Consider the following 20,462-nt stretch of genomic DNA (forward strand, 5'->3'; position numbering starts at 1 on the left):
AATAGGAATATTTTATAAAGGATTTAATTGAGCGAAGAAGTTTATTTTTGAATTCCACCAGAATATGATTTTGGAAATAATCTTTTAAAATTTAAGCATAAAAAAAAACTCACCAAATATTTGATGAGTTTTTTGTGAACACGGAGGGAGTCGAACCCCCAACCTCCACGGCCGTAACGTGGTGCACTATCCAGTTATGCTACGCGTCCTTTTTTCCTGTTAAGGCGGTGCAAATATAGATAAAATTTGATTAGTAATGCAAGTGTTTTTTTATTTATTTTTAATATTTATATTTTTTAATCAAATATATAAATATTAAAAAACTATAAATCTTAGGAATAGGTGAGGAGGCGGAGCAAAAAAGTGCTAATTTTACTAATAGGCTTATTTTTTATCTGTAAAAAGGTAAATATCCTTACTATTTCCTATTTTTGTTATGTAAAATTATAAAAATATATAAAATGAAGAAATTTCTTAAAATATTTGGCGGGTTTATTCTTGTCCTTTTAGCACTCTTAATAGTATTGCCTTACTTTTTTAAGGATCAAATATTTGAACGTGTTCAAACCGAAATGGATAATGCTTTGGATGCTAATGTGGAAATTGGAGATTTATCCTTATCGATGATTAAAAACTTTCCTAACTTATATGTTGAACTCGAAAATTTGAGACTTACAGGAAAAGATGAATTTCAGCAAGATACTTTGGCATTTGTTGGCAGTCTTTATACTGCCGTTGATTTATCATCAGCCTTGTCGGGAAGTAAAATAGAGGTAGGTACCATTGTACTGGCAAATTCGAAGGTAAATGCAAAAGTATTGGAATCGGGCAAAGCCAATTGGGATATTGTAAAATCAACAACAGAAGATGAGCCCGTTGAAGAGGAAACAGGTGAAGCTTCCGATTTTAAAGTGATTTTTGATGAGGTGAAAGTGGAAAACTTTGCTTTAAAATATGATGATGCAAGTTTAAAAACAGTGTTTTCTCTTGCAGATTTGGACCTGACTTTAAGTGGTGATTTTTCCGCAAAATCGACTAATTTGAATATTTTAAGTACAGCTAATGGAATTGATTTTGATTTTGAGGATGTTAGATATGTGGATAATGGGAGTTTAAGTTTAGAGGCAGTTATTGCAGCTAATCTTGAAGATATGATTTTTACTTTTGAGGAAAATAAACTAGGTATAAACGATTTGGCTTTTACCATTGATGGCAAACTCGGAATAATTCAGGATGCCTACGATTTAGATTTAAAATTGAAAGCCAATAAAACTGATTTTAAATCATTACTGGCGTTGGTTCCAGATGTTTTTAAATCGGAAATGGAAGGATTGGAAACTTCTGGCAGTCTCGATTTAAATGCCTTTGTTAAAGGAGAATACAGAGAGAATATTTATCCATCATTTGGAGCAAACTTAAAAGTTAGCGATGCTAACATAAAATATGCAGATCTTCCAGAATCAGTAAAATCAATAAATATTGATGCTCACATTAATCATCCTGGAGGTGATTTAGATTTGTTAAGTGCTGATGTAAATACCTTTCATTTCGAAGTGGCTAATAATCCGTTCGATGCAGAGCTTCATGTGAAAAATCCAATTAGTGATCCTTTGCTAAGCGGTTTATTTAAAGGTGTTATTGATTTTGAGAAAATTAAACATGCTATTCCCATGGATAGCGTAAATATTGCTGGTCTGGTAACATCAGACATTTCTTTTAATGGCAGATATTCATCTATAGAGAAAGAGGAATATGAAAAATTTACTGCAAAGGGAGATGTTAGCTTAAATAATTTTGTGTTTACGACACCAGATTTTCCTCAGGGAATTAAAATTATTAAATCAGTAATGAAATTTACGCCTGCATATATTAGTTTAAATTCATTCGATTCCAGAATTGGCAAATCGGATATTCAATTAAAAGGTAGGATCGAAAATTTTATTCCTTATGCAATGAAGAATGAAACCTTAAAGGGAACTTTTAATTTAAGTTCAAATTCATTGGATTTGAATGAATTTATGACCGAAGATGACGAATCAGAAGCCAATGTTGAAGATACAATTCCGCTTTCGATTATCGAAATTCCTGCAAATTTAGATTTGAGATTAAGTTCGGCATTTAAAAATATTCGTTTCGATCAAATGGATATTAAAAATGTAAAAGGATTAATTGAAGTGCGTAATTCTGCAGCAAAGCTTACCAATTTGTCAATGGATATGTTGAAAGGCGAATTAACAATGAATGGAGCTTATAACACCAAAAATATTAAAAAGCCAACTACCAATTTTGCCATGGATATTAATAATTTTGATATCAATTCGGCATATCATTCTTTAAGCATGATTAAGAAAATGATGCCTATTGCAATGAATTGTACAGGAAAAATATCTTCCGACCTTACGATTTCGTCTTTATTAGATGAGGAAATGAACCCAATTCCAGCAAGTATTAATGGAAAAGGCACACTAAGTTCGCGTGAGATTATCATTAACGAAAATAAAGCTTTTGATGCATTAGCTGCGGCTTTAAAGAATGATGAATACAAACGTATTTCTGTTACTCAATTTGATATGAATTTTGTAATTACAAATGGAAATGTGGAAGTTAAACCTTTTAAAACTAAAGTAGCGGGTAATTCAGCTACTATCTACGGAACTCAATCTGTTGATGGAAAGTTAGATTTTACTATGGATATGAAATTGCCTAAGGAGCAATTGGGCAAAGAAATTAATCAATATTTTGAGGCTTTACCGGGGTTAAAAAATGTTCCTGCTTTTGATGTTGCTGTTAAAATTACCGGAACTGTTGATGATCCAGTTGTAAAACCTGATTTGTCTAAAGCTATTAAGCAGGCACAGAAAGCTGTAGCTAAAGAGTTAGAGCGTAAGGCCAAAAAGGAATTGGAGAAAAAAGGAAAAGATCTATTGAATAAGCTATTTAAGTAGAGAAGAATATAATAAGGTAGAAGGCGGAGAGTCAGATTCACTCTTCGCTTTTTTTGTCTATTATTTTTAGTCAATCCAAAAATAGATAATGGAGTTAATGATTATATTCTTCTTGTCAGGATGATTTTTGTTAATCAGGTTTAGGCTTTGAATTAAGAAAATGCGAAAAAGGACGGCAACCACTCCGTCCTTTTCATATTCACTTTAAAACCTGAATTTTCCGTAGAAAATTCACTTACAATATATGAATTATGATTTTATATTCAATAAAAGTTTAATAAATTTTAATTATAGATGTTCTTTTATGCTCAATTATAGGGATTTAGAGGTAATAAAGTTTTGTTTGTATTTTTTTAAAAGCATAAAATTGTCTAAAATGACAGATTTATAAAATACAAAAGAGGATGGTAACCACTCCATCCTCTTCTATCTATTCACTTTAAACCTTAAAAACGGAAATCGTTTTGCATGTTGTACGCCTCATGTTTCAAAAAGGTTTTATAAAATATGGTATTTTAAGTTAATCCAAATAAAATTATAGTTTAAACTTGAGGCCTTTAGCTATAGTTTTGGGGTGTTTAAGTTTTATTTTAGAATAAATATTAAAGCTATTTATTAATAAGCATTACCTGTAACTGTCTATTATGAAGAGGTATATGTAGTTGTGAGTGTCTGTGTTAAAGTGAAAAATATTTTTTATTAATGCTTAAATAAATATCATGGGATTTAAAATTTAAGAGAAAGTTATTTTTTTTGAGGGAGTAAATTAAAATGAGAAGTATTGAATTATTTGTTGTACTTCTTTAGGTGTTGCGACATTTGAATTTACTCATTTATCATGTCTACTGTATCGGATTCGGATTTTTCAACAAAAAAGCCATGAAGATCCTCATGGCTTTTTGTAAAAAGTATTTTAGTTAAAGATTATTTGTTGCAATCTTTAGAGCAATCGCCTTTGCATTCCGATTTTGTTTCTTCTTTTTTGGAACAACACTCTTCTTTTTTTGTTTCTTCTGTTTTTGCAGTATGAGAACAGTTAGAACAGTCATGACAACATGCTTCTTCAGATTTTTTTTCAAGATTGATACTGGTTTCTGTTTTTTCTTTAGAGCAACAGTCTTTATCATCAGAACAAGCTGTTTTTGTTTTGTTTCCACATGAACTTAAAACGAATCCGCAGATCGCAATTGCAAACAATAATTTTTTCATATTGACTTTTTAATATCCTTAAAAGGGTTGAATAATCTGTTTAATTTGGTGTGAATATATCTTTTCCTCTACACAAAAACAAGTAATATTTTAATGTACTATTCTTTGAATTTCTTTTACAAATTAATGAATCGAGAATATTCTTATAATGTAAAATAAAAGTTTAGCATAATTTTGTAATTTAAGCTTGACATTTAAAAATAAATTATTAAGTTTAATGTGTTATGTTGTTCATTGAATAACTTTATTATAAGATGGAATTTGTAAAAATATATTCTCATTATATTAACTATTACATTGTAAGAGTGTAGTCTTTAGTTTGTATTCTTGCTGTAATGTATTGTTAGATTGTAAAATTTATAATAAAAACTATGAAAGTATCAAAAGGAATTTTATTGCTAAGCTTAATTTTGTTTACAGGTGTGTATAGTCATGCGCAAATTAAATGGTTAGATTCGTTTAGCTTAGCTAAAGAAATAGCTAAAGCACAGAATAAATTAATTATAGTGGATTGTTGGGCTACATGGTGTGGTCCGTGTGAAAGAATGAATAGTGATGTTTGGGATAATGAGGCGATGAATTCTTATGCCGATAAATATGTTTTTGTTAAGATAGATGTTAGTAGCGATTTCGCAAATCCTGATTTTACCATAAATGCTATTCCAAAAGTTTTTGTTGTGGATGCATGGAATCATCAATATCAGAATTATACTGGCTACAAACGTTTAAATACTATGAAAACAGTTTTGGATGAATTTATGTTTGATTGTAAAGATATTTACAAACTTGAAAAAAATGTTCGTGAGGATGATAATGATATCAACGAAATTCTAAAATTGGCAATGAGTTATCAGGAAATTTATGAGAAAACTGAGTATAAGACTAGGTTTTTAATGAGAACTCAAAGTAACCATTATTTTAAGTTAGGACTTAAGAAGTTGAAAAAAAATAAAAATAAAGAGCTGTCTCAAAAAGTTGAATTGTTAGCTAGTTTGAATAAGAACCCTAAAAAAAGATTAAAGGATATTAATTCTGTAAATGCTGTAGATGAAAATATAGAATTGTTAAGAAATGCAATTCTTGTAAAAACTTATGTAGAAATAGGCGATAAAGAAAAAGCTCAGGAATTATTTGCTAAAGTAAAAGATTATAATCTACCTTATTATGATTTTTTAAGTAAAGAAAGAGTGGGAATGCAATAAGTAATTTTTCGAATTTAGTCATAAAAAAATAAGTGCATCTCTGATTTCTCATGGGATACACTTATTAAATATGAATGACTCTTTTGAATCATCTGGTCGCACGACTCACTTTGCTCACTATTTTCTGAAGGCATAATTGTACTCTTTATCGTTCGAAATTAGGCGTACTTTATATTCTCCTTTTGGCAATGCTTCCACATTAAATTTCTTAGAAAAAGTAGGCTTTGAATCGTATGATTCTTCAAAAACTTCATTTCCAAATGCATCAAGAATAGAAAGATTAAAGTTGTTATTATCAAACGATAAATAGGTAACAAATAAACTGTTTTCTTCTGTTCTGAATAGTGTTTTTTCAGCAACTTTTGCTGTTTTATCAGCAATAAGTCTATTGTCAGCAATTTTAAATTCTTTTTCAATAATTTCTTTTTCTCCAGACAAAACGATTTTGTAAGTTCCATTCTCTAAGTAAGAAAAATCAAATATTTTTTGATCAGTAGTTTCACTGCTAACTTTTTTCGAATAATATAAATTTCCATCTGTGTCAAAAATTTTCATTTTTAAGCTTGACTCGGTTGGATTGATGATTGATACAATTGAAAAATCGGTGTCCAAATAAGGATTAATTTTAATGTCGCCACTTGCAAAAACTGAATTAGCTCCTAAGAAAAGTATTACTCCCAATACAATTCCTTTTAATTTTAAACTTTTTGTTCTCATGTGATAAAATTTTAATGTTAATAAAATCAGTTTGTTGTTTTGTTGTAAACTGATATTGTAAATCTATGTATTTTTCTTAGAAATGATCTAAATAAAAAACCTTAAAATTCACTTTTTAACAGAAAAATCAACTTATAACGGTTGCGCTATGTCCCGAAATTGTTTGCGTTACGCAGATTTAATAAAGAATTTTATCATTATTAACATGAAAATGGCATTTTTAATTTTATGATAACGTTTTCGATTTTTTTCGAAAATGCCCAAAACGTCATTTTTTTACTCCTGGCATGAAAAAAGTGATCAAATTTATAGAATAGGGTGGGTGTAAATGTGCTCTATTAAGACTATTTTTGACTGAATTTTTATTTACACCCTATTTTAAATTAGTATAAGAGGGAAAAACACACTATTATATATGAAGTACCAAAATTTGATTGATTTTTCAGTTTATCCACCAGATTTAAATAAATTTGAGAATGCCTGGAAAGGATTAACAGAATATATAGAAAAGAAAAACTTAGATGGTGTTGAACTTTTAATTGGTTATGATTTTCCTGATGAAGCGATTCCGAAACAAATTGTAAAAAGTGTTCATTTGCCATTTTGGGTTACCTGGTTAGATGTTTGGAGAAAAGGACAAGCAGCAGTAAAATCTTATTTTCCCGAAATGTCTTCTAAGGATTTAAAATTTTGTTGTGGGGGTAATAATAAAAAGGAAATGATTGCTTGTCAAAAGCAATTGTGGGAACATGCTAGCATATTTAATCCTGCACATGCTGTTTTGCATGCTGCACATGTGGAATTAGAACATGCATTCACTCGTGATTTTACCTACAAAAATGTAGAGGTATTAGCAAATTTTGCTGATATGCTGAACACGACAGTACAAGAGTTTCCAAATGGAGAACCTCCAGTTACTCTTGCAATAGAGAATTTGTGGTGGCCTGGTTTAGATTTTTTATTTCCTGCAGAAGTAGATGATTTCGCAGGAAGGTTAAATTTTTCGAACTGGAATTTTTTACTTGATACTGGTCATTTAATGAATACAAACATTGCTTTGCGTTGTGAAGATGAGGCTATTGATTTTGTTCTTGATAGAGTATCTCGTTTGTCTAAAGATGTGCAGGAAAGAATTAAGAGTCTGCATTTAAATTGCAGTTTGTCGGGCAATTATCAGATTAATCAAGTGCAAAAAGGCTTGCCTGAAAATTGGTCAGACCTTAATTTTTCTGAGAAATATTCAAGTGCACGAAATCATGTTCTAAAAATTGATCAGCATTTACCTTTTCAAACTTCCAGAGTAAAGGAAATCGTATCCGAGCTTCAGCCAGATATTGTAATTCACGAATTTATTACTAAAAATATGGATGAATTTTCTGAGAAATTAAATATTCAAATGAATAATTTGTTGTAGAAAGAATTTTTTAAGTCTGTATAAAATAGATAAAAAGTTACTGCATCATTATTATATGATATTTTATTCTATCTGTTATGTCCAAAATAATACATAGATTTGCAGCAATTAGGTTTCCTTGTTTGAGGAATGAAAAGGGAATTTGGTGAAAACCCAAAACTGTCCCCGCAGCCGTAATGCTTTCATGAATATGCAAGCTAAGTCGGAATACCTGCCTGATAAATAAGATGTTTCGTAACTTCGGGGAACTGAGTAACGAAAGTATGATTTTGAAAATTGTATTTTTCGGTCAACTTTCCCCACAATTATTGTGGAAGAAAATGAATTTAGTAAGATCTTTTTATTTAGGAATCGGATTCTTAATTCTAATTGGATTTTCATCTTGTCAGTCAGGTAAATCTGCTAAAACAAATGAAAGTGTTAGTCAGGAATCTTTTAATGATTCTTTATTTTATCATCAAACAAAATTAAAGTATGCCAAAGGTTTTCAGGTAAAACTATTGGATAATGGTTTAAAAGAACTGATTGTTTGGGATCCCTGGAATCCGGGAAAAATTTTTCAAAAATATTATTTGAAAAACAAAGGCTCGCTTTTAAAAACAGAAATTCCTAAAGATGGTCTTCTGGTCGATGTACCCATTAAAAGTATTGCAGCATTGTCGAGTACACAAATAGGAATTCTTAAATTCTTAGGTGTGGAAGATAAAATTGCTGCTATCTCACTAAAAGATAGAATTTATGATGAGCAACTGAATAAAAAAGCGCAGGATGGAATAATACAAACAGTTGGACATGCCGAGACTCTTAATTTTGAAAAAATTGTTGAGTTAGATCCTGATTTGGTAATGGTAGCTGGTTTCATGAAAATTACCGAGCGAGAAACAAAATTAATGCAAGCAGGTTTGCCGGTAGCTTATAATATAGAATGGATGGAATCATCGCCATTAGCACGAGCCGAATGGGCAAAATTTATTGCAGCTTTTTTTAACAAAGAAGCCGAAGCCGAAAAACTTTTTAATAAAATAGAACAGCGCTATAATGACTCACAAAATTTGCTCACAAACATAAATATTGGGCCTACTGTTCTATGTGGCTATAATTTTAAAGGAACCTGGTATATGCCCGGTGGGCAATCATATATTGCACAGTTGCTGCGCGATGCAAAAGCAGATTATTGCTGGTTTTCCGATAAATCAAGTGGTAGTATTCCCCTAAGTTTTGAAGTCGTTTTTGATAAACAAAGCGATGCTGATATATGGTTTGGTCCCGGACAATGTAGAACAATGAAAGAATTAATAGATTTAGATCAAAGGTATGCTTTATTTAAGGCTTCCAAAAACAAAGAAGTTTATTGTTATACCAAACGCATGAATGATAGGGGAGCAAATGATTGGTACGAATCGGGAATAATGAAACCAGATGTGGTGCTTAAAGATGTGATTAAAATATTACATCCTGAGCTTTTACAAGATCATGAATTGTATTTTTATCAGAAATTAAAATAAAAAATGACAGTTAACAAAAGTAAAAATCTGATTTCATTACTATTTGGTCTGTTATTTCTGCTAATAGTAAGTGTTTTCTTATTGGATTTGATATTTGGCAGTGTAAATATTCCATTTAAGAAAGTATTTGCCATACTTTTTGGTGGAGATGTGAAAAATTCATGGAATTATATAGTTTTAAACTTTCGATTGCCTAAAGCCTTAACTGCCATCTTTGTAGGTGCAGGATTATCGGTAACAGGTTTAATGATGCAAACATTATTTCGAAATCCATTGGCCGGACCTTATGTTTTGGGAATTAGTTCGGGAGCTAGTTTAGGAGTTGCATTAATGGTTATGGCCTCGGCAATTGTTCCTGTCCTTTTCGGAACAATCTCAGCTTTTTTAGGTAGTTGGGCATTGGTAGCAGCAGCAGTAGCAGGAGCCTCATTGGTTTTCTTTTTAGTTGCTCTGGCTTCCATTCGAATATCCGATAGTGTTTCTTTACTTATTATTGGAATCATGTTTGGATCCATTACCGGAGCTGTGGTTAATATTTTACAATATTTTAGCGATCCAGAACAAATTCAAAGTTTTATAGTGTGGACTTTTGGGTCCTTGGCTGGTGTTACCTGGAACGAAATGCAAGTTATGGGCCCCATTGTTTTTATGGGGTTAATAATGGCATTTTTATTGATTAAACCTATGGATGCCTTGTTGTTGGGAGAAAACTATGCACGGGGAGTTGGCATATCAGTAAATAAAACTAGAATTGCTGTAATTATTAGTACCGCATTAATTGCCGGAACATTAACAGCATTTACAGGACCAATTGCATTTATAGGAGTTGCAATTCCTCATATTGCACGAGCGATATTCAGAACCGCAAGCCATAAAGTTTTAATGCCTGCTGTGGTTTTAATAGGCTCTGCAATTATGTTAATTTGCGATATCTTTTCTCAGTTACCTGGAAATCAAAATACATTACCTATAAATTCGGTAACTGCTTTATTTGGGGGGCCAGTAGTAATTTGGGTGATAATGAGAAGTAGAAACGTAAAAGCATCCTTTGGCGGATAGGTTAACTTATGAAAACAGAAAAAAATAACATATTAGAGACAAAGGATCTTTCTATTGGATACAAGCAAGGGAAAAAAAAAGAGCTGTGCTTACTTTCTGATATAAATTTGACCATTCACAGAGGAGAAATGGTTTGTCTTCTTGGACCAAATGGAGCAGGAAAATCGACTTTAATGAGAACCATTGCAGGAATTCAGACTCCATTGGCTGGATATACTTTGGTAGAAGGAACTCCCATTAAGGATAGAAATTTTAAGGAAATAGCTCAACTTCTTAGTATTGTTTTAACCGAACGAATTGATGTAGGAAACCTTACGGTTTACCACATTGTATCATTGGGACGTCATCCGTATACTTCGTGGATGGGAAAATTGTCGCAGCAAGATAATGATAAAATAAAGTGGGCATTAGAGCAAGTTGGTTTGCTGCATTATGCAAATCATTTTGTCAATCAGTTAAGCGATGGAGAGAGGCAAAGGGTGTTGATTGCTAAAGCTTTAGCGCAGGATACACCATTGATAATGCTTGATGAGCCAACAGCTCATCTCGATTTACCTAATCGTGTGGAGATAATGCGTTTGTTGCATCGTTTGGCCAGAGAGACAAATAAAGCGATTCTTCTTTCTACTCACGAATTGGATTTAGCTTTGCAGGCTGCCGATTTAATTTGGTTAATGGCCTTAAATCAGCCAATAAAAGTGGGAGCTCCTGAAGATTTGGTGTTGAATGGAAGTATGGAAGAGACGTTCCATAATAAATCCTTCAATTTTGATAGAAAGACTGGTAATTTTATCATGAACTATCAGAAAAAACAAAATATTCAGCTTATTGGAAACGACGTAATGGGCTTTTGGACACAAAGAGCTTTATCCCGCGAAGGATATTCTGTTACTTGCGAAGAGGTTAAGACTTGTAAGGTAATATTGAAAGAAGAAAAAATGAACTGGGAGCTTGTAATTAATGGACATACGAGTACATGTAACAGTATTAAAGCATTATTATCGCTTCTTCGTAAAAACTACGAGTAAAGTAAATTTGTTTGCCAATATCAAATAAAAATAATTTAGAGTTAGAATGTAAAATAGACTTACTTTAGTTCTTGTTTGTGAGTGTTTTATCCTAGATGTTATATAATAGATTCTAAATTACAAGATTTCTAAACTTGCTTTTGTTTTTTTTATACATTTGCACCGCGATTGGTTCTCTGTAATCTGTTTTTCAGATTGAGATGAAAAGGGAATCCGGTGAGAGTCCGGAGCTGTTCCCGTAGCTGTAAGCTCAGAATAATGCTTTTTTACCACAATGCCACTGTTCCTAACAAACTGGGATGGGAAGGCCGAAAAAGCAGAGTAAGTCAGAAGACCTGCCAATGCAAACCATAAGTCATTACTTTCGGGACAAGAGTAACAGATTAAAGGATTTGTTTTAAAGGCATAGATGTCTATATTTCTTTCTTTTAGTACTCCCTGATTGTTTTGCATAAGTTTATCAATTTTAATTTATTTTCTATTATGAAAAAAACTATTGTAACAGCTTTTGCATTGCTTTCGATTTTCAGTTTTAAAGCTAAAGCTGATGAAAATCCAGAAAATGTAAACGATACAACAACTGTAAAACACTTAAATCTTTCTGAAGTTGAGGTAAATGCATCACGGGTGAATGCAAAAATGAAAGATTTACCGCAAAAAGTAGATGTAATTACTAAGAGAATAATTGAATCTTCGCCGGCAGCTAATATTGCTGATTTATTAAAAGGAAATTCATCAGTTGATATTCAGCAATATTCGGGGATTAATGCTGGTATTGGTATTCGAGGTTTTGCTGCATCAACATCAAGTAAATACGCAATTATTTTAATTAATGGAAAACCTGCAGGAACCGAGAATATTGCAAGTATTGATTTAAATAATGTAGAGAAAGTAGAGATTTTAAAAGGACCTTTTTCATCGCAATATGGTTCTGATGCCATGGGAGGTGTTGTGAATATTGTTACTAAAGAAAGTAATGGAGAAATAGGAGGATCTGTTGGTCTTGAATATGGAAGTTTTCAGACTTCTAAAGCGAATGTTAGCGTAGGAGGATCTATATCCGAGAGTGTAGATTTTGATTTTTCTTATGCTTTCCATAATCAGGGAAAAGATTATAAAGTTGGTGATAATAATCTTTACGATGAGGATTATGCAAAAACCATATTGGATGCTACAACTTATGGTGAGAGAATGGAAAACACTAAATTTCAGAAGCATAGTTTAAATGCTAGACTTGGAATTAAGCTTGCTGAGGATTGGAAATTGAACCTTAACGGATCCTACTATAACGGAAATGATATCGAAACACCAGGTTCTTTTTGGCATGTTTATGGTATGGACTCTAAAGATTTGAAAAGATATACTTTAGGGTTTGACGTAAAAGGACAGGCTGGTATTCATAATCTTACTTTTTCTCCTTATTTCTCAAATCAGGATGAAACAAATAAAGATTTGGATAATGATGCTTATGGTGATACAAAATATACCTATAAGAATTATGGATTTCAGTTGAATGATGCTATTCAGATTAATGATCATACTTTAGCAATTGGGGTTGATAATAATGTTCAAAAATATGAGAGTTTAAATTATACTACCGAAGGTACTTTGGAATCTCCATTTCAACCAGATTATAATAATATTGCAACAGGCATATACTCTCAATTTCAAATGAAATTTTTAGAGGGTAAGTTGAATGCTTCTATAGGTATGCGTGGTGATAATGTAAAGTTTAAAACCAAAGCAAATGAGTTTTTTGGTAACAATTCCAGCTCTGAAGATTATTGGGTGTTTACAAAAAATATCGGTCTAAAGTATAATATTGTTGGAGGATTATCGGTTCATTCTAGTTGGGGTGATGCTTTTCTTGCACCAAGTGCATTCCAAGTAGCTGGTGAGTACGAAACAGCATTTGGTAAAACAGTAGGAAAAGCAAATTTAGACCCAGAAAAATCAAATACCTGGGATTTAGGTTTTGCATTTAAAAACTTTAAAAAAGGAATCAATTTCGATTTTACTTATTTTGATACTCATCATACTGATAAAATTGTAAATGATTATTTAGATAATGGAGATAAAACATTCGCAAATGCTGATAAAGCAGATATGAATGGATTTGAAGTTCTTGCTTCTTATGATTTTGGAGCTTTATCTGATTACGATTATTCTCTTCGTATCTATTTAAATTACACTCATATTATAGATGCAACTGTCGAAAGTAAGCAATTTGATGGATCTTATTTGAAAGATCAAATGTTCTATGTTAGAGATAATAATGCATCTTTTGGAATCGAATTTGATAATTTAAAAGGTTTCTCGACTCGATTAAATGGCAGATATGTTGGTCATCGTTATGAAGATAATTACATGTATGCAGCTGATTATTCGAATTGGCCAAATATTACTAGAGCTCCTATAAATTATAAAGGTGAAGAGGTTAGAGCTAGTTTAATTAACGAAGATGTATTACGCCACCCGGTTTATTATATTTTTGATTATAGTGCAAACTATAATATAAATGATAATTATAGTGTTGGGCTTACAGTAACTAATTTGTTCGATGAAAACTACTCAGAAAAAGACGGATATAATATGCCTGGTCGTGCAATTATAGCCAAAGTAGCTTATAAATTCTAAGTAATTTTAAGAAAATAATTTTCAGGCACCTCAGCGAGGTGCCTTTTTTTATGATCGTAATTTCTTGTTTATCAATAGAAAAATAAATTAAGAATCTATGTTTTAAAATTGTAACTATAAGCAAAAGAGATGTTTACTGTAATTTAAATAGGATTTGTGAATCTTTATTTCGCTAATATCCTGATTTTGTGTATCTTGTTATTAAATAAAGGGGAGGTACAAAAAGATATGAATAATTTAAGCTCGTTTTACAAGGAAAAATTTGATTCTTTTTTGTTTTACTTATCAAAAGCAAAAGAAATGAATGAAGAGGATATTCACAAATTACGTGTGAATATTAAAAATATAAGAAGTTTACTTCTATTGGCCGATGATTTAGGGGTTGAAGAAAGACTGATAGCTAAGATTCTAAAACAAATGCGTTCTGTCTTTAAATACTCGGGTAGATTGCGATTAATTCAGGTTTGTAAGGCCATTGTGGAGCAAGATAATATTGTTGGCCATAAAAAGGTGGTTAAAAGCCTGGAAGAAAATAAACAGCAAGTTGGTAAAGATCTAAATGGGCTTGTTGGAAAATTTAAGATTGATAAATTTCAAAAAAGGGTAGAAAAATTAGGTGTTGCTCTTAGTAAAATAAATAAGAGTGAGATTAGAGAAGCAGCCGATAAAATTATTCATGATGAGTTGGATTTAATTTATAAACTTTGGGCATCGTCAAGAGGTGAGGAAAATTATCATGAAATGAGAAAATTCTTTAAAATTATTAAATCGATTCTTAACTTGTTGCTTAGCTTAAATTCTGATGATAAATTAGCAAATGAGCTTTCTATTGTTAATGAAACAGAATCAATTCTTGGAAATTGGCACGATAGAGACGTTTTGGAGCAAAAACTGGGAACAATACAGGCAATGGCACCAAATTCCGAATTCAAATCTTTAGTTCGCGAAATAAAAAATAAAAATAGAAGCGAGAAAAATATCTTAAGCAAGAAATTTAAACAACAAATGCTTACTCATTTTTTAAAATATTAGTTTCTATTTTTTCGCTTAAAAATGTTTTTAATTTTTTGATAGATTGATTTTTTCTCAGTCTTACGTTTCTCTCTACGTGCTTTTCTCTTCATTAACTTGTCTTGTTTTTTGGTTTTTACGCCAAAAATATTCTCGAAAAAGCTGTTATCTTTCGATAGGTAATGAGGAATATTTAATTTTGCAAGCACCTCGGGTTCGGGTTTTGCAATTGAAGAGAAAGAGTAATTATTAAACTTAGCATTAGAGCTTAGTTTTTTCATAAATCTACCATATATTGGCAAAGCCATACTTGCACCTTGACCTAAGCTTAATGATCTGAAATGAATACGCATATCATCGGCACCAACCCATGCTCCGGCCACTAAATTCGAGTTGTATCCAATATACCAGCCATCAGCCTGAGAGTTTGTGGTTCCAGTTTTTCCAGCTAAATCACCTTCTAAGCGATAAGTATTGCGTAGCGATTTTCCCGTTCCTTCGTTTACAACCGCTTGCAGCATTTGATTAATAATATCGGCATTTTGTGGAGAAAGTACATAGCGATTTTCTTCCCGTGTTTTGGAAAGATCGACAATAAGATTCCCTCTTTTATCTTCAATTCTGCTCAGGTAATAGGGTTCAACATGTACACCTCTATTGGCCAGGGTTGCATAAACCTCAATCATTTCCAGTAATGAAATATTAGCAGTACCCAAAGCCAGAGATGGAACCTTAGGTAAATTACTGTTGATCCCCATTTCTTCGGCTAAAACTATCGCATCTCTAATTCCTGTTTCAAGTAAAATATCAACAGCAATAGTGTTTACCGATTCGGCAAGAGCACCTTCCATGCTATAGCTTCCTTCATATAAATTATCGGCATTTCTTGGAGACCAGTTATCGTACTCTTCATACACCTTGCGTTCGTTAGGGTAGTATTCGAAAGGTGAAATACCTTCCTGTAAAGCTGCCGCATATATAATTGGCTTAAATATTGAACCAACTTGTCGTTTGGCAGTTACATGGTCGTATTTAAAATGTGAAAAGTCAATACCTCCAACCCAGGCTTTAATTTTACCTGTTTTGGGCTCCATTGCTAAAAAACCTGTATTTAAAAGTTGTACATAGTGTTTAATTGAATCGAGGGGACTTAATTTAACAGATTTTTCTCCATTCCAGGTGAAAATTTTCATTTCCACTTTGGTATTAAATATTTTGGTGATTTCTTTCTCCGATTTTCCCTCTTTCTTTAGCTTTTTATAGCGTGGAGATTTTTCTTTAGCTTCCTCAATAAGATTTTTATGTCCAGACCAGGGAGCTGTATTTCCCCAGTGTTTTTTAAATAATCCCTGTAACCTTTTTAGATGTTCCGATACCGATTGTTCGGCATAATTCTGCAACTTATAATCAAGAGTTGTTTTTATTCGTAAACCATCACGGTAGATATCGTAAAAGCTTCCGTCTTCTTTGGGATAATCTTTTAAGATATTATTGGCTTGAATCCTTATTTTTTCTCTTAGGTAAGCTGCAATACCACTTCTCGATGATTGTTTCTGATACCTTAGCTCAAGAGGTAATTTCTTAAGTTGATCAGCTTTGTTATCTGAAATAAAATCATACTTCGCCATTTGTCCCAAAACCGTATTTCTTCTTTGTTTCGATCTTTCGGGGTGCAGACGGGGATTATAGTAGGTAGGCGCCTTAAGCATACCAATAAGAACAGCACATTCGTGAGTTTTTAATGCTGATGCAGGTTTGCTGAAAAATTGTCGGGATGCGCTTTCTATTCCAAAAACATTTTCGCCAAAAGAAACGGTATTTAAATATAACTGTAGAATTTCTTTTTTGGAGTATATTTTTTCCAATCTCGATGCTGTTATTGCCTCTTTTATTTTATTAACAGGCATGCTAAAAGCACCAAAATTTCTTCGTGGATATAGGTTTTTTGCCAATTGCTGACTTAAAGTACTTCCTCCTCCAGAACTTCGATCGCGCATGATTAGTGATTTTACCAGCACACGCAAAAGGCTTCGCTGGTCAACTCCTTGATGTTCATAGAATCTTGCATCTTCGGTAGCAATTAATGAGTTGATTACATTAGGAGAGATATCTTTAAAATTTACATTGGTACGATTTTCGGCATAAACTCTACCCAATAAAATACCGTCTTCCGAGTAAATTTCAGAGGCATCGGCATTTTTAATATTCTTTAAGGTATAATAATCAGGAAGTTTTCCCCAAAGGCCAATATAAACACTAGAGAAAAGAACACCAATAGCCAGAGCTAGTAAAAATATACCCAGTAAGGTGAATTTAATTGCAATTCGTTTGAATGAGTTTTTTTTTGAATTCTTTTTACTTGTACTTTTTTTTCGTGCACGAGTTTTTTTAGCTGCTGTTTTTTTTGTTTTGGTCATTCTAATTATTGCTGAATTTGTTATCTAAATAACGAAGAATATGCTTAAAGATTATATCCTTATTGCAGGTATATGGTAAAAATAGTTAATAAATATAATAATTGTAAGTAAAAAACGAGTCGTCTTTATTGTATTATCTGCAATATATTGATGACGAATAGCTTAAATTTTACTATAAACATTAATTTATTTTAATTGCCCGCCATTGGTGTATTTTTAGCATGGGACAAAACTCTTCGGATGCCTGTTGCTTTAAAAAGGGATAGCTTATTTCAGATAAATATAATCCCTGGGGATATGCCAAGTTTAGTGGATTTGGCGGTGTTTTGCTGAGTAAGCAATTTTGAAATTGCTGAAGGGTTATTTTATTTTTTCCCACTTCAATGAGTTCATGCATTAGAATTCGAATCATACCTTTTAAAAAGCGGTTTCCACGTATTTCGAAGCGAATAAACTTACCCGTTTTATCGATGTAAAATTGAGCTTTTCTGATGTCGCATTCGGTATGATTGTGCCTGTCTGGAGTTTTGCAGAATGCTCGAAAATCTTTTTTGCCAAGCAAATAATTAGCAGCTTCCTGCATTTTTTTAACATCCAAATCAGTAATATGATAAAGGGCACTAATCTTGCTTAAGAATGGGTTTTTACGGGTGTGAATAAAATAATTATAAGTGCGTTCAGTTGCACTGTTCTGCGCATGATTTTTATGATCCACTTTAGTGATATGATAAATTGCAATATCAGGCGGAAGCATTCGGTTTAATGGAAAAAAAAGATGATCTTCGATTTTCTCCTTTATATCAATATGAAAATAGTATTGTGAAGAATGAACACCAGCATCGGTTCTGCCACAACCTATGCAATGTATTTCTTGCTTAAGGAAATTACTTAGTACATCTTCGATGCTTTCCTGAACACTTTTTGCATTTACTTGTTTTTGCCAACCCCGGTATGAACTGCCTTTATAGCCTATGTGGAAGAAATATCTCACAATATTTTTTTTAGGATGAGTGTTTTATTGAAAGTGTAAAGGTAAATATTCAATTTTTATAAAATTTAATTTGTGTGGAATTTTAAGCGTTTTGTGTACTGTTTATAAATAGAGCAGATCGATTTATAAATCATTTGGAATACACTATATTAGGGCTCAATTTTAAGATAGACAATTACCTTAATCAACAAACGAATGAAGAAATTAATAATTGCAATGTTTGCAACGACGGCATTTTTTTGTCAAAGTTCTTTTGCTCAAGGGGTTTTAGAGCAAGTTAATGATCCTTTTTTTGGAGAGAGTTGTACAAGTATTATGGTTGGGAAAAAAGCATCGGTCGATGGTTCTGTAATTACCAGCCACACTTGCGACGGGCGATACAGAACATGGCTGCAAGTTGAAAAAGCAGAGAAATTTGCAAAAGATACGACTACTAAGATTTATAAGGGAACATTAAAAACAGAAACTGCCTGGGACAGACGAAAAATGATTGTTGCAGGAGAAATTCCTCAGGCAAAAGAAACGTATTCATTTTTAAATACAGCCTATCCATGTTTAAATGAAAAGCAGTTGGCTATGGGCGAAACTACCATTGTTGGACCAAAGGAACTGGTAAATGAAAATGGAATGTTCTTGATTGAAGAGTTGGAGCGTATTGCTTTGCAACGATGTTCTACTGCCCGTGATGCAATTAAATTAATTGGCAAGTTAATTAAAGATTATGGCTATGGCGATTGGGGAGAATGTATTACCATTGCAGATAAAAAAGAGGTGTGGCAGCTTGAAATTTTTGGCCAAGGGCCAGATAAAATTGGTGGTGTATGGGCTGCTCAGCGTATTCCTGACGATCATGTAGGTGTGTCGGCAAATATTTCTAGAATTGGGGTAATCGATAAAAAGAACAAAGATTATTTTATGTATTCGGACAATGTTTTCTCTGTTGCAAAAGAGTTAAATCGTTGGGATGGAAAAGGAGAGTTTAAATTCTGGAAGGCCTACGGAAAAGTGGAAAAACCATTTAAAATTCGGGAGTTTTTTATTTTAAATGCTTTGGCTCCATCATTACAATTAGCTTTTGAAGCCGATGAATTGCCTTTTTCGGTTAAGCCAGATCATAAGGTGTCGGTTCGTGATGTAATTGCTCTTTATCGCGAAACTTATGAGGGAACTGAGTATGATATGACTCAGGATCTGAAGGTTTTGAAGAAAAAATACAATGATAGAAAAGAGGAAATAGGTGTCGATACTTTAATTGCGCCAAATGCTCATCCATGGCCAACAAGAGATCATCGTAATCTGCGAAATTATCTGAAAGAGGGCAGTGTTGAGTATCAAAGAACTGTTGCTGTTTCGTGGTGTTCATATTCTCACATTATTCAGTTAAGAGACTGGCTACCCGATGAAATTGGTGGTAGAGCCTGGTTTTCTTTCGATAATCCAGCACAGAGTCCTCGTATTCCTATTTATTCGGGAACTACAAAATTGCCAGAAAGCTTTCAGTTTTGTGGACAGAAACGTTATCGAGAAGATGCTGCTATTTGGCAATATCGTAAAGCCAACAAACTGGCTACATTACAATGGCAAACTACTCGTAAAGGGATGATGGAAGAAGTGACCTATTTCGAAAATAAGGGTTTTTCGGATGCTGAGTATGTAGAGGCTAAAGTTAAAGGCTTATTAAAAGAGGGTAAAAAAGAGGAAGCTGAAGTATTACTAAACAAATTTACCCGTGATTTTACTGGTGCAACTATGCTTCGCTGGAAAGAGCTGGAGAATAAATATTGGGGGAAATTTGGTTTGGGATTCTAATTAATTAAAAAGATAAAAAGAAGCCATTTACTGTTTAATGTAAATGGCTTTTTTGTTATTGTTCTTCGGCAAATTCTTTAAACATATTTAGGTATTTTAAGCTCTGTTTTTTAAATGCTCCTGGCATTATCCAGCTAAATATTTTTATGAACCCTTTCAGTTGAAATTCCTGTTCTGTAAAGTATTTTGTTTTATTATCAGAAATTGAAACAAAACTGATTTTAGCCAAATTATAAACTCCTTTTGCTTCGTAGCTTGCAATAAGTTCTTCGGGGAGATTGTTGCTTAAAATAGTTTCTATCATTTCAATTTCTCTTTTACCATTTTTAAAAAGCATTTTTGTTGTTGAGCCTTTTTCTCTAGGTTTACCTTCTAAATGTTCAAGAGACTGCAAGCCGTTCATCCATTTAAACAGCTTATCTTCATCTTTAAAAAGTGCTACAACTTCATCAATGGGTTTATTGATTTCAACTTCAAGGGAGTATTTCATAAAGATCTTTTGAATTTTAATTATAGAA

At 32.4% G+C, this 20,462-nt stretch carries 14 protein-coding genes, 1 tRNA gene and 2 riboswitches; of the genes, 9 read left to right on the top strand and 6 right to left on the bottom strand.

Going from position 1 to position 20,462, the window contains the following annotated elements; all coding sequences use genetic code 11:
- Positions 1-135: 135 nt before the first annotated feature.
- Positions 136-209: transfer RNA gene (locus ACT3CE_RS08935), tRNA-Arg, on the bottom strand.
- A 252-nt stretch (positions 210-461) separates the two neighbouring features.
- On the opposite strand from ACT3CE_RS08935, the gene ACT3CE_RS08940 reads away from it, so the two are divergent.
- A complete protein-coding gene (locus ACT3CE_RS08940) occupies positions 462-2,945 on the top strand; it encodes a hypothetical protein (protein WP_444709424.1) in 2,484 nt (827 codons plus the stop codon).
- 924 nt (positions 2,946-3,869) lie between these two features.
- On the opposite strand, the gene ACT3CE_RS08945 is transcribed toward ACT3CE_RS08940, so the two are convergent.
- Positions 3,870-4,154: a hypothetical protein gene (locus tag ACT3CE_RS08945; RefSeq protein WP_444709425.1), complete on the bottom strand. Its 285-nt coding sequence runs from the start codon at positions 4,152-4,154 to the stop codon at positions 3,870-3,872.
- Positions 4,155-4,525: 371 nt separating this feature from the next.
- Here ACT3CE_RS08945 and ACT3CE_RS08950 point away from each other — a divergent pair, with 371 nt between their 5' ends.
- Complete coding sequence (locus ACT3CE_RS08950) at positions 4,526-5,356, top strand: thioredoxin family protein (RefSeq protein WP_444709426.1); 831 nt, start codon at positions 4,526-4,528, stop codon at positions 5,354-5,356.
- Between the two features lie 117 nt (positions 5,357-5,473).
- Here ACT3CE_RS08950 and ACT3CE_RS08955 read toward each other — a convergent pair whose 3' ends face one another.
- Positions 5,474-6,073: a hypothetical protein gene (locus ACT3CE_RS08955; RefSeq protein WP_444709427.1), complete on the bottom strand. Its 600-nt coding sequence runs from the start codon at positions 6,071-6,073 to the stop codon at positions 5,474-5,476.
- Positions 6,074-6,488: 415 nt separating this feature from the next.
- Between ACT3CE_RS08955 and ACT3CE_RS08960 the strand changes: the two genes are divergently transcribed.
- The 6 genes from ACT3CE_RS08960 to ACT3CE_RS08985 all read left to right on the top strand — a co-directional run bounded on the left by ACT3CE_RS08960 (position 6,489) and on the right by ACT3CE_RS08985 (position 14,748).
- The gene (locus tag ACT3CE_RS08960) at positions 6,489-7,487 is read left to right on the top strand and encodes a hypothetical protein (RefSeq protein ID WP_444709428.1); all 999 of its coding nucleotides are present in this window, start codon (positions 6,489-6,491) and stop codon (positions 7,485-7,487) included.
- A gap of 93 nt (positions 7,488-7,580) precedes the next feature.
- A riboswitch (cobalamin riboswitch) is annotated at positions 7,581-7,720 on the top strand.
- A gap of 87 nt (positions 7,721-7,807) precedes the next feature.
- Positions 7,808-8,992, top strand: coding sequence for an ABC transporter substrate-binding protein (locus ACT3CE_RS08965; protein ID WP_444709429.1), 1,185 nt, complete (start codon positions 7,808-7,810; stop codon positions 8,990-8,992).
- 3 nt (positions 8,993-8,995) lie between these two features.
- The gene (locus tag ACT3CE_RS08970; protein WP_444709430.1) at positions 8,996-10,051 is read left to right on the top strand and encodes an iron chelate uptake ABC transporter family permease subunit; all 1,056 of its coding nucleotides are present in this window, start codon (positions 8,996-8,998) and stop codon (positions 10,049-10,051) included.
- An 8-nt stretch (positions 10,052-10,059) separates the two neighbouring features.
- Complete coding sequence (locus tag ACT3CE_RS08975) at positions 10,060-11,079, top strand: ABC transporter ATP-binding protein (protein WP_444709431.1); 1,020 nt, start codon at positions 10,060-10,062, stop codon at positions 11,077-11,079.
- A gap of 152 nt (positions 11,080-11,231) precedes the next feature.
- Positions 11,232-11,436, top strand: a riboswitch (cobalamin riboswitch).
- A 126-nt stretch (positions 11,437-11,562) separates the two neighbouring features.
- Complete coding sequence (locus tag ACT3CE_RS08980) at positions 11,563-13,716, top strand: TonB-dependent receptor (RefSeq protein WP_444709432.1); 2,154 nt, start codon at positions 11,563-11,565, stop codon at positions 13,714-13,716.
- A gap of 228 nt (positions 13,717-13,944) precedes the next feature.
- Complete coding sequence (locus ACT3CE_RS08985) at positions 13,945-14,748, top strand: CHAD domain-containing protein (protein ID WP_444709433.1); 804 nt, start codon at positions 13,945-13,947, stop codon at positions 14,746-14,748.
- Here the strand turns inward: ACT3CE_RS08985 and ACT3CE_RS08990 are convergent.
- Both ACT3CE_RS08990 and truA read right to left on the bottom strand, forming a co-directional pair.
- On the bottom strand, positions 14,745-17,144 hold the full coding sequence (locus tag ACT3CE_RS08990) for a penicillin-binding protein 1A (RefSeq protein WP_444709434.1): 2,400 nt from the start codon (positions 17,142-17,144) through the stop codon (positions 14,745-14,747). The genes ACT3CE_RS08985 and ACT3CE_RS08990 overlap by 4 nt on opposite strands.
- 181 nt (positions 17,145-17,325) lie before the next feature.
- Complete coding sequence (truA, locus tag ACT3CE_RS08995) at positions 17,326-18,135, bottom strand: tRNA pseudouridine(38-40) synthase TruA (RefSeq protein ID WP_444709435.1); 810 nt, start codon at positions 18,133-18,135, stop codon at positions 17,326-17,328.
- A 195-nt stretch (positions 18,136-18,330) separates the two neighbouring features.
- Here truA and ACT3CE_RS09000 point away from each other — a divergent pair, with 195 nt between their 5' ends.
- The gene (locus ACT3CE_RS09000; protein ID WP_444709436.1) at positions 18,331-19,944 is read left to right on the top strand and encodes a dipeptidase; all 1,614 of its coding nucleotides are present in this window, start codon (positions 18,331-18,333) and stop codon (positions 19,942-19,944) included.
- Between the two features lie 55 nt (positions 19,945-19,999).
- Here ACT3CE_RS09000 and ACT3CE_RS09005 read toward each other — a convergent pair whose 3' ends face one another.
- Entirely contained in the window at positions 20,000-20,434 is a 435-nt protein-coding gene (locus ACT3CE_RS09005; protein WP_444709437.1) for an SRPBCC family protein, read from the bottom strand.
- Between the last annotated feature and the right edge of the window lie 28 nt (positions 20,435-20,462).

The organism is Marinifilum sp. RC60d5, assembly GCF_052400665.1.
Classification (GTDB): domain Bacteria; phylum Bacteroidota; class Bacteroidia; order Bacteroidales; family Marinifilaceae; genus JBQTGK01.